A 14,541-nucleotide genomic window follows, 5' to 3' on the forward strand; every position below is an offset into this window, starting at 1 on the left:
GTGGGAACCACTAGCTAAGGGCAAGGGTGTCCATCGTGAGGTGGAATCTGAAGGAAGCCTAAGGCAAAGTCTCGGTCTGAGGGATACGAACTACATATAAGGCTTACTAGGAACGGACGAGTTTGCAAAACAAAACGAAGTCCAACACTATCCGAATTTCTAGGAGTAAATGTAGCAGATATATGAGATGAAGGTTGTTGTTCTTACCTGGGGAGGTCTGATAGATACATCGCTTACAAAGATGAATTTCTAGGGCGATAACCTACATAGCGATATGTAACTGAACTATCAGAAGTCAGCAGAAGTCATAGTAACTCCGCTAATCGCGATAGCGGATGAAGGACTGAACTTTAAGGAGGTTTTCAAGTTTGAAAGTTTCGAAGAATACTCAAAGATTGCAGAAAACTAAATATTTAGGCTCTAGTGCCCAAGATAGAGTGGAACTCGAAGATAAGCAAAGAGTGCATAGAGAATTCTCGGCAACTCCAAAGGAGAAAATCAGTGGATTTGAATATGGCTCACTAGAAAGGATATTATCCAAGGATAATATGAACTTGGCTCTTAAAAGAGTAATATCTAATAAAGGTAGCCACGGCGTGGACGGAATGCCAGTTTATGAACTTAAACAATTTCTGAAAACAAACTGGATATCTATTAGAGAGAATATTCTTAATGGTGAGTATAGACCAATGCCAGTTAGAAGAGTAGAAATACCAAAACCTAATGGTGGAACTAGACTCTTAGGTATACCTACAGTTTTGGATAGACTTATCCAACAAGCTATTGCTCAAGAATTAAATAGTATTTATGATAGAAGATTTTCTGAAAGTAGCTTTGGTTTCCGCCCTCAAAGAGGAGCTAAAGATGCAATTAAGAAAGCAGAGCAGTATATCAATGAAGGCTATAGGTGGGTTGTTGATATGGACTTAGAGAAATTCTTTGATAAGGTCAACCATGATATATTAATGTATAAATTATCAAGAAGCATTAAGGATAAGAGAGTATTATCACTAATAAGGAAATACCTTCAGTCAGGAATAATGATAAATGGTGTAGTGGTCAGAAATGAAGAAGGAACTCCTCAAGGAGGACCGTTGAGTCCACTCTTATCTAACATAATGCTAGATGAACTAGATAAAGAGTTAGAAATGAGAGGTCATAAATTCTGTCGCTATGCGGACGACTGTAATATCTATGTTAAGAGTGAGAGAGCAGGTAAAAGAGTTATGGAGAACATAACTGCATTTATTGAACGTAAACTCAAACTTAAAGTAAACAGAGAGAAAAGTGCAGTAGACAGACCTTGGAGAAGAAAATTCCTAGGATTCACACTGAACCTAATGTATGGAAAAGCATATGCATCTATATCAAAGCAATCATTAAATCGATATAAAGATAAAATTAAAGAGATACTATCTAGGTCAAAACCGATGACTTTGGAACAAAGGGTAGGAAAACTTAACCTAATTAATGTTGGGTGGATTAACTATTATGGAATAGCCAAATGCAAAGGAATAGTGGAGCACTTAGATATTTGGATAAGGAAAAGATTAAGAATGTGTATATGGAAACAGTGGAAGAAAGTTAGAACTAGATATAAAAACCTTAAGAAGCTGGGACTTGAACACTACCAAGCTATAAAGTTTGCCAATACCCGCAAAGGATACTGGCGAGTAGCAAATAGTGCAATTTTAAACACAACTCTTACAAATAAATTCTTCTCGGACTTAGGCTTAAAAAGCCTAACGCGTCAATATATTAAAATTCATTCAACTTAAAGAACCGCCGTGTACCAGACCGGTACGCACGGTGGTGTGAGAGGACGCTGAATAAAATAATTATTCAGCTCCTACTCGATTGCACTTCATATAATTCCAATCTAAATATCCTTATAAACAATTTTACCATTTACTAATGCTAGTTTTACATTAATGTTACCGTCGAACAATATTAAATCTGCATCGTAGCCTTCTTTAATAAGTCCTTTCTTATTTTCAACCTTGCAATGTTTTGCTGCATTATATGTAGCCATCTTTATTATTTCATGTAAAGCATAGTTTGTATTACGCTTAACATTTCGTACTGCTTTATCTAGGGTTAATACAGAACCAGCTAAGGATCCATTTGTAAGTCTTGCAGCACCTTCTTTCATTATCACTTTCTGGCCTCCTAGGGAGTAATCACCATCAGGCATACAGCATGCCATCATAGCGTCAGAAACTAATAATACCTTGTCTAAGCCTTTAATTTTGTATGCAGATCTTAGAGAGGGATAGGCTATGTGTATTCCATCAGATATAGTTTCTGTGGTTATAGATGTATCAAAAATTGCACCAACAACTCCAGGCTCTCTGTGATGAAGTGGTGTCATAGCATTAAATAGATGTGTTGAGTGAGATACACCGGTATTAATAGCATCTATAGCTTCTTCATATGTGGCTTTGCTGTGTCCAATTGACACTACAATCTCATTTTGATGTAAAAACTTAATTAACTCTTTTGCACCATCCACTTCTGGAGCGATTGTTATTGCTTTAATTATTCTGATATTATCTCCAACAATTTTTTTGAAGTTTTCTATGGTAGGCTTTAGAATAAAGCTAGGATTTTGAGCGCCTATCATGTCAGGGCTAATAAAAGGCCCTTCTAGATGAACCCCTAATATATTTGCGCCATCAGTACCTTCTTCAACGGCATAAGCTATAGCTTCAACAGATTTATTTATATCATCAGCTGATACAGTCATTGTTGTAGGTAAAAATGACGTAGTACCGTGTTTAACTATAGTTTTAGCTATTTCATTTAATGCTGTATAAGTTCCATCCATGGTATCGTATCCTCCAGCACCATGTATATGAACATCTATAAAGCCGGGAGATAAATATAGTCCTTTTCCGTCAATTACATCACAATCAACCTCATATGAAGGATTTATAGCTTTAATACGGTTATTTTCAATAAGTATAGAACCTTCACTTGTATTATCTAAGAAAACAATTTTAATATTCTTAATAAGTAGCATAAAGTCACCTCGTTATATTAAATTTCTTATTGCAAAATATATTTATATAAAACATAAAGTTTTATATTTCTATAATAATACTAAATCTAGATTATAGGAATAACCTTTAATATTTAGTTTGTGTTGAAATTATTCTGTAATTATTTAAAAATTAGATGTTGTGATATAATCTATAATAGAATATACCAAAACTAGGAGAGATAGCATGGAAGTTATAAGAGGAATAGTTGATGCAATAGTTTATAAAAACGATGAGAATGGATATGTTGTAACAAAGATAAAAGCTGATAAAGCTCTTATAACTGCAGTAGGAATAGTACCATACATTGGAGAGGGGCAAAATCTAGAACTAAAGGGAGACTGGATATTACATAAGCAGTTTGGTAGACAGTTTAAGATTGAAGAATGTGAAGAAATATTACCTAACACGGTAGAAGCTATAGAAAAATATTTAGCATCTGGTTTAATTTACGGAATTGGACCTATAACTGCGAAAAAGATAATAAAAAGATTTGGTGAAAAGACCCTTGAAATAATGGATAGTAATATAGAAAGATTAGGTGAAATAGAGGGAATCGGTAAAAAGAAACTTGATCTAATAATTGAGTCTTATGTATCACAGAGGGAACTGAAGAATATTATGATGTTTTTCCAGGAACATGGAGTTACTACTAATCAATGCTTAAAGATTTATAAGAGATTCGGAGGGAACTCTATAAATATTGTAAAAGATAATCCTTATGTGCTATGTGAAGAGATAACTGGGATTGGATTTAAAACCTCAGATAAAATTGCTAGATCTTTAGGGATTGAAACGGATTCACCCTTTAGGATACAAAGTGGATTGAAATATGTAATAAATGATTTTTGTGCTAACGGAAATACTTTTATGCCAAAGGAATTGTTAACAAAAGAGGCTTCAGAAGTACTTACCGTAGATAAAAATATAATAGAAAAGAATATATATGATGCATCCCTAGATGGAAAAGTAAAAATTGAGAAGATAAACGACATAGAAGCTGTATTTAACCTATACTATTATTATTGTGAATTAGGCATCACAAATAGGATACTTACTCTAGCTATAAGTAATTTTCAAAACATTAATTTAGATTTGGAGTTCGAAATAGAGAGTTTTGAAGAGAAAAATAGAATAAACTTCGCAAAATCACAAAAGGATGCTATAATAGGAGCCTTTACCAACGGAATAGAAATAATTACTGGCGGGCCTGGAACTGGTAAAACTACTATTATAAAGTGTATAATAGATATATATGAAAAGGCAGGACTTAGAGTTATGCTTGGAGCCCCTACAGGGAGAGCGGCTAAGCGTATGACGGAATCTACCGGACATGAAGCGAAGACTATCCATAGGCTGTTAGAAATGGGTGTAAGAGATGATGAAGATACATCTGCATTGGATAGGGAGGAAGGTTCACCATTAGAGGCTGATGTAGTAATAGTAGATGAAGCTTCTATGATAGATATAACTCTTATGAATACACTTTTAAAGGCTATAAAAGTTGGAACAAGGCTTATTATGGTTGGAGATGTGGATCAGCTGCCATCAGTAGGGCCAGGAAATGTGTTATCAGACTTGATTGAAAGTAAATTTACAATGGTTGTAAGACTGAAGGAAATATTTAGACAGGGCAATGAAAGTATGATTGTAACTAATGCTCATAGAATAAATCAGGGGGATATGCCGATACTTAATGGCAAGGATAAAGACTTCTTTTTTATTAAAGAGGTTGATATGGATACCATACTTTTAACTGTTATTGATTTAATAAACACTAGATTACCAAAGTATAATAAGAAATGGGATAAATTAAAACAGATACAAATTCTGTCGCCTATGAAAAAAGGAATTTTGGGAGTTACAAATTTAAATAATAGACTTCAAGAAATTTTGAATCCAAAGAGTAAGGATAAGAAAGAAAAACAAATGAAAGATATGATCTTTAGAGTAGGCGACAAGGTTATGCAAACCAAAAATAATTATTCATTAAAATGGACTAGAATAAATGGATTTGGAGAAAATGAAGGTATAGGAGTATTTAATGGAGATATGGGTGTTATTGACTCTATAGATGAAGAAAATAGAACTTTAACAGTTATATTTGAAGATGAAAGAAAAGTAGAATATGATTATATATTCCTTGATGAATTAGACTTGGCTTACGCCATAACAATACATAAAAGTCAAGGAAGTGAATTTCCTGTAGTTATAATGCCTTCCTATATGGGATCACCATTTCTTATGAATAGAAATTTACTATACACTGGAATAACAAGGGCAAAAGAATTAGTTGTTGTAGTGGGTGAAATAAAAGCCCTTAAGTATATGGTAGATAATACAAGAAGTAATGAAAGATATTCTTCACTAAAGTGGAGAATTTTAGATATTATATCTAATGATGCATTTAATGATGTGCCAGATGAGGGAAAATAAAATGGTACGCTTATATATCTAAATAAGTGAGGAGTTAATATGGTTAATATTGAGATGGATAAAAGATATATTGAATTAAATCATACAATTAACAAAATAAATAATTGGTATGAAAAAGACGAATGCAAGTTATTAAATATAATCACAGTTCCATACAATACGTCTAGGATATTTAGAGAAATAGTTATAAATATTCTATCTAAAGGAAAAAAGGTGCTTTATGTAACTCAGGATGGTAATGCTAATGAGGATATGCTTAAATACCTAAAGTTATCCTTTGGTTTTAAAAGTTACTCAATTATTAGGAGTGGTGGCGACCATAGCGATACCTATCTACATTTCGTAAGTTACGAAAATATAATATTTATAGATGAAAGTTATGATTTAATAATCTATGATGATATAACTACTTTTTCTAAACAAAGCAGGCTTGAAATACAAAATTGCGTAGATTTCTTATATAAAAGAGCAAACAAAGTCATAGTTTACAGTACCGAGCTGGTTTTTATTAATTCTCCATGCATACATCTGGGTAACTGTTTTAGGATGACGCCTTTTGTTGAGCCTAGGATTATTACTACAAGGATAGATTTAAATAAAGATATTCCATATTTATTCTATGATTACTTGAAGTGGTTTAGGGAAAATAATAGAAAAGTAATTATTCATACTCCATGTAAAGAAAAAACTGAAATAGTATATGAATACTATAACAGCATATTGAATGTTTCCTCTAGAATGAAGCTTGTAAAAATAACAAATAGTAATGAATTGAGATTAATAGAAAAGATACATGAGATAAAAGATAAGCCGGTGATGATTGTAACCAACCTAATAGGTAAGTACTTTGAAGAGTTGGATAATATAGATATAGTAATATATTTTGCTGAGGATAAGTTTTATGATTATAAAAAGATTGTATATCTATGTGGAAAGGTTGGTAAGGTAAGAGGGATTCAGGGAGAAGTCATCTTACTATCAAACGAGATTTCAAATAATATGGAATATGCAAAAGACTTAGCAAGGGAGTTTAATAAAACTGCGTGGGAAAAAGGTTTATTGGAATAATTAAGTATATACTACAGTGTATTCTTGAAGTTGTCTATCCACACTTTGATAGCTGCATAAGTTGTGGGGAAACTATAGAAGAGGAACACGTATGTAAAAATTGTCTAAACAATATATCTTATATAAATGGTGAATATTATCTAGATAAAGATAAAAAAATAAGGTGTTTTAGTGCTGCATATTATTCTGGAACAATTAAGGAAATCATAATAAAGCTAAAGTATTCATCTAATTTTGAAAGTGCCGAATTTCTATCTAAGATACTTTTTGATAAAATAAAACGTGAGAATATTTGTGGAGATATCATAACATATGTGCCAACTTCTAAAGTTTCTATAAAAAAGAGGGGATATAACCAGTGCAGAGTTTTAGGTAAGGAATTAGCTAGTTTGAGCGGTATTAGACTCGTAGGTACTCTAAAAAGAGTGAAAGAGGTAAAAGAGCAAAAAAGGTTAGCTGTAGATGAAAGACTTGCAAACATGGATGGAGTGTTCCAGGTTATAGAACCTAGCGAAGTACTTGGTAAAAATGTAATACTTATAGACGATGTTCTTACAACTGGAGCAACAGTCATGAGTTGTAGGGATGTCCTAATAAAGTGTGGGGCTAACAGTGTAATCCTCTTGACTGTTGCAAAAAGTAATATATAATAGTTTATAGAGGCTAGGTTTGTGGTTGAAAGTCGATGCCAGTCGCAGGCGAAACGATCCACGTAAGTCAAACAAAAGTTTTTGATGAGCATGGTGCGGCTTAGAGGTAAGTCCTGCCAGTAAAACTGAGAGTGTTAGTAGTGAGAGGTTAATTCCGGGTAGCAAAAGCTCCAGCAGGCGAGTGTGGGGTCAAAGACCAGGTCAACTAGCTTTTAAAATTGCACAACTGTGCTGATAAGCAGTCTTTTAAAGACTGCTTTTTTACTTTCTAGAAAAGTATAAAGTTTCTATTATCTAAACCTATTGATATTAAGGGGGGAAAATAGCTTTTTAGGGTAGGTGGTAAAAACAGGGTATATTAGCCTGCTAGATTTTCTTCGTATACATTGGCAAAGGAAGATGCGTAAAAAAGTCCAATTAAGAAAGTAGCTTCAGTTAACTTTTTTAATAGCGAAACTTATACTTAGAAGTGTTTTAATATAAATAAAAAAATGTACAAGCCTACGAAAATTGAAGAATAACATAGATAAATAGCTTTAAGTTTATTAAATTTTCTGTAAATTCAAAAAACTATAGTTGTCATTATTGAGGTTACTGTGTAAAATTAAATTAACAAAAGAAATTCAACTATAACAAAAACAAAAAAGGTTTACAAAATTTAATTTATATATAAAGATTGAATAAATTTTAATATAATCTTAATATATGATTTAAAAAAATGAAAATATAATAACATAACCTTTTAATTAGGAGAGGGGCTGACCATATGAAAGTTACAGTATTAGCAAAAAACATAGTATTAACAAATCCTTTAAAGGAAGCGGTTGAGAGGAAAATTTCTAAATTGGAGAAATATTTCACTCCGAATGTGGAAGCCAAAGCAACATTAAGTGTACAAAGAAATAGGCAGATTATAGAGGTTACAATACCTTTTAATGGTGCTATATTAAGAGGTGAAGAGGCTACAGATGACATGTACAAATCAATAGATTTAGTACAAGAAAAGATAGAAAGACAAATAAGAAAGCAGAAAACAAAGCTTTCTAGAAGATATAATAACGCAGAGTCAGTAAGATATATAAATTTTGAAAATGTACCCAATGTAGAGGGTGATGAAAAAGAAGCTCAGATAGTTAAAACAAAGAGATTTGGCATCAAACCTATGAATGCAGAAGAAGCGGTTTTACAAATGGAACTTATAGGTCATAACTTTTTCGTTTTCCAAGATGCAGATACTAATCAGGTAAATGTAGTTTATAAGAGAAAAGATGGAGATTATGGATTAATAGAACCTGAATACGAAGATTAAGATTATAATATGGGCTAACCTAACGAGGTTAGCCCATTAAATATGTAGTAGATTTTATAGCTTTTCTACCTAAGAGAAACAGCGGATTAAAAGTATGATAAGTTTATCTGGAACGTTTATTCTTTAGAAAATATTTTGAAAATATTTAAATTTCAGCATAATAGATATATAATAAACTAAAACTAACTGGTATTATTAGAGTAGATTACATATTGTTCTTAAAATGTTTACAATATTACGTAGAATATGGTTTAATTTAACTATAAATACGAGTATCAATTATTGAAAAGTTATGTAAATAAGTGATATAATTTAGAGAGTTATGAAAATATACAGAAGTGTGAGGATAATAACATGGGGATACTTAACAAGGTTTTTGGATCTTATAGCGAAAGGGAAGTAAAGAGAATTATTCCTATCGTTGATAAAATAGAGACTTTTGATAGTAAAATGCAGTCATTAACTGATGATCAATTAAGAGAGAAAACGGAAGAATTTAAAAACAGATATAAAAATGGTGAAAGTTTAGATAGCTTACTACCAGAAGCTTTTGCTGTAGTTAGAGAGGCTTCTTATAGACTACATGCTGAAAAGCATTATAGAGAACAGCTTATAGGTGGTATAGTTCTTCATCAAGGAAGAATTTCTGAAATGAAAACTGGTGAAGGAAAAACACTATGTGCTACATTACCGGCTTATTTAAATGCTATCTCTGGAAAAGGTGTTCATATAGTTACTGTCAACGATTATCTTGCAAGAAGAGATATGGAGTGGATGGGTGAGATATATCAGTTTCTAGGACTTACTACTGGAGTAATCTTACATGACCTTGATAATGAGCAAAGAAGAGCTGCATACGCTGCAGACATAACTTATGGAACTAATAATGAGTTTGGATTTGATTATCTAAGAGATAACATGGTTATATATAAAGAAGAAAAGGTTCAAAGAGAATTAAACTTTGCTATTGTGGACGAAGTAGACTCTATCTTGATAGATGAGGCTAGAACCCCTCTTATTATTTCAGGAGCTGGAGAAAAATCAACTGATTTTTATAAGATAGCTGATTTCTTTGTAAAGAGATTATTTAAAGAAAAGCACTTTACAGTAGATGAAAAAGCCCATTCTGTAATGCTTACTGAAGAGGGTGTAAAGGAAGCAGAACTTGCTTTTGGAATAGAAAACTATGCAGATGCGGAGAATATGGAATTACAACATCATATTACACAGGCATTAAAGGCTAACTATCTGATGAAAATAGATAAGGACTACATGGTAAAGGATGGAGAAGTAATAATAGTTGATGAATTTACTGGTAGACTTATGGAGGGAAGAAGATATTCAGATGGTTTACATCAAGCCATAGAAGCTAAAGAGGGAGTTAAGGTTGAAAGAGAGTCAAAGACTTTAGCAACTATAACATTCCAAAATTACTTTAGAATGTATAAGAAGCTTTCTGGTATGACTGGTACTGCTTTAACTGAAGAAAATGAATTCAGAGAAATATATGGTCTAGATGTTATAGTAATTCCTACACATAGACCAATAATGAGAGCAGATAACCCAGATGTTGTATATAGGTCAGAAAAGGGTAAATTCAATGCAATTGCTGAGGAGATATTAGAAACAAATAAAAACGGTCAGCCAGTACTAGTTGGTACCACAAGTATAGAAAAGTCAGAAGCGCTTTCAGCTATTCTTAAGAAGAAAGGTGTAAAGCATCAAGTACTTAATGCTAAGTATCATGAGCAAGAAGCTGAGATAGTAACTCATGCTGGTGAAAAGGGAATGGTAACAATAGCAACAAATATGGCTGGTAGAGGTACTGATATTAAACTTGGGGATGGAGTAGTTGAACTTGGCGGACTTAAGATAATAGGTACTGAAAGACATGAATCAAGAAGAATAGATAATCAGCTTAGAGGACGTTCAGGTCGTCAAGGAGATCCAGGTTCATCAAGATTCTATATTTCTCTAGAAGATGATCTGATGAGAATATTTGGATCAGAGAGATTGCAAGGTGTAGTTGAAAAGCTTGGATTATCAGAAGATGATGCTATTGAAAGTAAGATGGTTTCTAAGTCTATAGAAAATGCTCAGAAGAAAGTAGAAGGTAATAACTTTGATGTTAGAAAAACTTTGCTTGGCTACGATGATGTAATGAATAAGCAAAGAGAAGTTATATATAAGCAAAGAGCTCAAGTTCTTGAAGGAGAAACTCTAAAGGAACAAGTTCAGCAAATGATGGAAGAAGTTATTAATTCTGCAGTAGAAACACATATTTCAGGCGTTGAAGATACTTTTGATGATGAGTTAAAGCAATTAATAAGCTATCTTGAAGATTTATTTGTACCTCAAGGTATGATAGAAGCTAAAGATTTAGAGAAGCTATCTAATGATGAAATAAAACAAAAGTTCATAGACTTGGCTAAGGATATCTATAGGGAAAAAGAAGAACATTTCGGTGCAGAACAAATGAGAGAAGTTGAAAGAGTTATACTTCTTAGGGTTGTTGATACAAAGTGGATGGATCATATAGATAATATGGATCATTTAAAACAAGGTATAGGCCTTAGAGCATATAAACAACAAGATCCAGTTCAAGCTTATCAGTTTGAAGGAAGCAACATGTTTGATGAGATGATTGAAAATATAAAAGTAGATACAGTAAAACTTTTATTCCACGTTCAAATGGAACATACGCCTGAAAGGGAAAGAGTTGTTAAAGAAACAGCTACAAACATTGTAGATGATTCAGTAAAGAAACAACCAGTTAAGAAAGAAGCTAAAGTTGGCAGAAATGACTTATGTCCTTGTGGTAGTGGAAAGAAGTATAAAAACTGCTGTGGAAGAGAAGTAGTATAAAAATAAATTTATTTGACTTGCAGATTTATAGTATGTGGATTTAGTAAGGCAGATACATAAAAAATCACTGAAGATCTCTTCAGTGATTTTTTTACTGTCTGGGAAATTATGCTTTTGCCTGAACATGGGAATATCAAGGGTTTAGAAAGTTGTTTAGGGAAATAGTAAAATATATGTAGCATGCTAAAATTTCTTTGAAGATGTTTAGGAAAGGCAGATTTACAAAAACTCACTGAACAAGGTTTTTCCGTGCCTGCGTTCAGATTGGTATTAGTCAGTGGCCTTAGCAAGTTTTATATTGTAAAATAACTGTATAGTGATATACTATACTTTAGCTTAATAAAAATAGGGGTGATTTGTATATGATGCTTGAATTGGAAAATCAGCTTTTAAAATTGAATGAATTTAAAAATATACTTAAGGAAATGGGGGCTTCACTTTGACATACCTAATCTGATAAAAAAGTCAAAGGAGCTAGAGTTTATAATGCAGGAAAAAGATTTTTGGGAAGACGTTAATAGAGCTCAAAGAATAACTCAAGAATCTAAAGTATTAAAGGATAAGATTGTTAGGTATGACTCTTTAGTAAATAGAGTAGATGATATAGAAGTACTTTCAGAATTAATAGATGAAGATGATAAAGATACTGCAAATGAAATAATAGACGAGATAAAGAAACTTGAAGGTGATATAGAAACTTTAAGAATTGAGATAATGCTTTCTGGTGAGTATGATAGAAATGACGCATTACTTACATTGCATACTGGTGTAGGTGGTACTGATGCTAATGATTGGACTGAAATGCTTTTAAGAATGTATACAAGATGGTGTGAGAAAAAGGGGTATAAATTAGATACTATAGACTACTTAGCTGGAGATGAAGCTGGAGTCAAGAGCGTAACTCTAAGGGTTAAGGGAGAATTTGCTTACGGATATCTAAAAACTGAAAAAGGAATTCATAGATTAGTTAGAATATCTCCCTTTAATGCCAATGGTAAGAGACAGACTTCTTTTGCATCTGTAGAAGTACTGCCAGAGCTTACTAAAGATCAAGACATTGATATAAACCCTGTGGATTTAAGAATTGATACCTATAGATCTGGAGGAGCTGGTGGACAGCATGTTAATAAAACTGAGTCGGCAGTTAGAATAACTCATATACCTACAGGAATAGTTGTTCAGTGCCAAAATGAAAGAAGTCAACACTCCAATAAAGAAATTGCTATGAATATGCTTAAGTCTAAACTTATAGAGCTTAAAGAAAGAGCTCATAAAGAAAAAATTGAGGACCTTACTGGAGAATTGAAAGATATGGGCTGGGGAAGTCAAATAAGAAGTTATGTTTTTCACCCATACTCAATGGTAAAGGACCATAGGACAGGTGCAGAAACTTCTAACGTAAATGGAGTTATGGATGGAGATATAGATATGTTTATAACCTCTGTACTAAGAGGTGAAAGTAAGAATTCAGATTAAATTGACACTGGGGTTCTACTTGAAAACGCTAATGAAAAAATTCATTAGCGTTTTTATTCTTTATAAATTTATATTTTAGATAAGACTATGAATAAGGATGAGTGTATGGATTAAAGGCATGTATGGGTGGAATTTCTTTTTTACTATCACTTTTATTTGGTATCAAAAGAATAATAAATAGAATTAGAGAAATACAGTAGCCTATTTTATAAAAATTCTTATTATATATAATTAATGAATAAGGGTTACTATAACAAAAATTAATTATTTGGTCCCAGGAAACTTTATAATCCCTTTTTATAGAATAAGGATCTATAAATTGTGGATTATCATTAGGAGTATGGATTCTAGAGGTATCTGAATCACAAATTGTTATGCTATCAATACCAGAATCTGCAAAGCTAGCATGGTCAGAAGAGTCTTTTGACTCGATAGTAAAGGATATATTGTTATTTTTGCAGTATTGCTCTATTTCTTTTGTAGTAAAATTTCTATTAGGATTTTCACCAGACATTATTGTAATCGGGATGCTTTTGTTTCCACCAATCATATCGAAGTTTATAGATTTGCCACTTTTTATAAGATTATAATTCTTATTAACAAAGGCTTTAGAACCTTGCAAACCTAGCTCTTCTGCATTAAAGGCAACAAATATTATATTTCTATCCGGAGGAATCATCGATGAAAGTATATGGCATAGTTCAAGCATGAATGATGTGCCAGAGGCGTTATCCAAAGATCCCCTATATATATTTCCAGATAAATCTTCTCCCAAATGATCAAAGTGCGAAGAAATGATAAGTGGAGGTAGTTTGGGGTTAACCCCTTTTATAAAACCAACCACATTATGCAATTCTGTATCTTGTACTTTGTATGGAATGAAACAATCTATTGAATAGCCTTTCTTATTATAAGTTATCAGATCATCATATACTTTTGAAGTGATATAAATATACATATCTGATGAAGAAGTTGATATAAAGGAACTTCTAAAAGAAAAGTTATCGTTAGTAACTATAAATGTAAAAGTACTGTTATCTTTTGTTACCTCTAGCGCTGATGGATAGATTTTGAAATCGTCATTTCCAGCTATATTTAGATGGTTTGTCCTATAATTGAGAAAAGTGTCCTTAAAGTCAACACCATAGGTATAACTTTCGATAAGATTATTTTTTTTATCATAGACTTTTATTGAAGGACTTCCGTCAATTCTTGTTGGAACAGGAGTAATAAATTGTTCGAAGTAAGTACCGTTTAGAGGTAAAAGCTTATAGCTAATAAATCTATTCTCTATATATTGCTCTGCTAATTTATTTCCAAGTGAACCTGACAATCTTCCTTCGAACGGATCAGAAGATAGATAATCAATGATTTTTAATACATTATTTACACTGAAAGTCTCCAGTTTGTTGCAATAAATTAAGGATATATTTGAAATTAATATTGAAATAGTCAAAAGTAATGATAGGATGGTTCGTATCATTTAAGCCTCCTTAAAGTGGTATCAATTAATTCTATGAATTTAAAAAGAAGGATATTCAGTTTAAATATTGAAATAATATATTAAGGCGAAGAATGAACCGAAAAGTAAATAATAAAGAACTTATAAAATTTAGATGGTATAATATTAAAAGTATAAAGAAGTTCTATTAATAAAACTATACGGTATTTGTCGGTAACATATTAGGAGGTAAAT

9 protein-coding genes are annotated in these 14,541 nt (G+C 32.2%); 7 read left to right on the forward strand and 2 right to left on the reverse strand.

Features of this window, described 5'->3' with window-relative positions; translation table 11 throughout:
* Positions 1–368: 368 nt before the first annotated feature.
* Positions 369–1,778: a group II intron reverse transcriptase/maturase gene (gene ltrA, locus C1I91_RS07245; protein WP_205694243.1), complete on the forward strand. Its 1,410-nt coding sequence runs from the start codon at positions 369–371 to the stop codon at positions 1,776–1,778.
* A gap of 101 nt (positions 1,779–1,879) precedes the next feature.
* On the opposite strand, the gene nagA is transcribed toward ltrA, so the two are convergent.
* Positions 1,880–3,022, reverse strand: a complete 1,143-nt coding sequence (gene nagA, locus C1I91_RS07250; RefSeq protein WP_128212262.1) for an N-acetylglucosamine-6-phosphate deacetylase — start codon at positions 3,020–3,022, stop codon at positions 1,880–1,882.
* 205 nt (positions 3,023–3,227) lie between these two features.
* Between nagA and recD2 the strand changes: the two genes are divergently transcribed.
* The 6 genes from recD2 (at position 3,228) to prfB (ending at position 12,845) form a co-directional block, all read left to right on the forward strand.
* On the forward strand, positions 3,228–5,477 hold the full coding sequence (gene recD2, locus C1I91_RS07255) for an SF1B family DNA helicase RecD2 (protein WP_128212263.1): 2,250 nt from the start codon (positions 3,228–3,230) through the stop codon (positions 5,475–5,477).
* 39 nt (positions 5,478–5,516) lie between these two features.
* Positions 5,517–6,545 carry a hypothetical protein gene (locus C1I91_RS07260; protein WP_128212264.1) on the forward strand — a complete coding sequence of 343 codons (1,029 nt, stop codon included), beginning with the start codon at positions 5,517–5,519 and terminating at the stop codon, positions 6,543–6,545.
* On the forward strand, positions 6,521–7,195 hold the full coding sequence (locus C1I91_RS07265; RefSeq protein WP_128212265.1) for a ComF family protein: 675 nt from the start codon (positions 6,521–6,523) through the stop codon (positions 7,193–7,195). The genes C1I91_RS07260 and C1I91_RS07265 overlap by 25 nt, the downstream gene beginning before the upstream one ends.
* Before the next feature lie 766 nt (positions 7,196–7,961).
* Entirely contained in the window at positions 7,962–8,504 is a 543-nt protein-coding gene (hpf, locus tag C1I91_RS07270) for a ribosome hibernation-promoting factor, HPF/YfiA family (RefSeq protein ID WP_128212266.1), read from the forward strand.
* Positions 8,505–8,858: 354 nt separating this feature from the next.
* The gene (secA, locus tag C1I91_RS07275; RefSeq protein ID WP_128212267.1) at positions 8,859–11,369 is read left to right on the forward strand and encodes a preprotein translocase subunit SecA; all 2,511 of its coding nucleotides are present in this window, start codon (positions 8,859–8,861) and stop codon (positions 11,367–11,369) included.
* 362 nt (positions 11,370–11,731) lie between these two features.
* Positions 11,732–12,845, forward strand: a protein-coding gene (gene prfB, locus C1I91_RS07280) for a peptide chain release factor 2 (RefSeq protein WP_205694287.1) whose coding sequence is annotated in 2 segments (ribosomal slippage) — positions 11,732–11,809 and positions 11,811–12,845 — 1,113 coding nt in all. Because the reading frame shifts where the segments join, the coding sequence is not laid out codon by codon here.
* Positions 12,846–12,930: 85 nt separating this feature from the next.
* On the opposite strand, the gene C1I91_RS07285 is transcribed toward prfB, so the two are convergent.
* Entirely contained in the window at positions 12,931–14,328 is a 1,398-nt protein-coding gene (locus C1I91_RS07285) for a M28 family metallopeptidase (protein ID WP_128212268.1), read from the reverse strand.
* Positions 14,329–14,541 lie beyond the last annotated feature (213 nt).

The sequence above is a fragment of the Clostridium manihotivorum genome (genome assembly GCF_004015185.1).
Lineage (GTDB): Bacteria > Bacillota > Clostridia > Clostridiales > Clostridiaceae > Clostridium_AR > Clostridium_AR manihotivorum.

Bases quoted from the DNA above. Each gene is read 5' to 3' on its own strand.
- nagA (WP_128212262.1), bottom strand. From the start codon at position 3,022: ATGCTACTTATTAAGAATATTAAAATTGTTTTCTTAGATAATACAAGT.
- recD2 (WP_128212263.1), top strand. From the start codon at position 3,228: ATGGAAGTTATAAGAGGAATAGTTGATGCAATAGTTTATAAAAACGAT.
- C1I91_RS07260 (WP_128212264.1), top strand. From the start codon at position 5,517: ATGGTTAATATTGAGATGGATAAAAGATATATTGAATTAAATCATACA.
- hpf (WP_128212266.1), top strand. From the start codon at position 7,962: ATGAAAGTTACAGTATTAGCAAAAAACATAGTATTAACAAATCCTTTA.
- secA (WP_128212267.1), top strand. From the start codon at position 8,859: ATGGGGATACTTAACAAGGTTTTTGGATCTTATAGCGAAAGGGAAGTA.
- C1I91_RS07285 (WP_128212268.1), bottom strand. From the start codon at position 14,328: ATGATACGAACCATCCTATCATTACTTTTGACTATTTCAATATTAATT.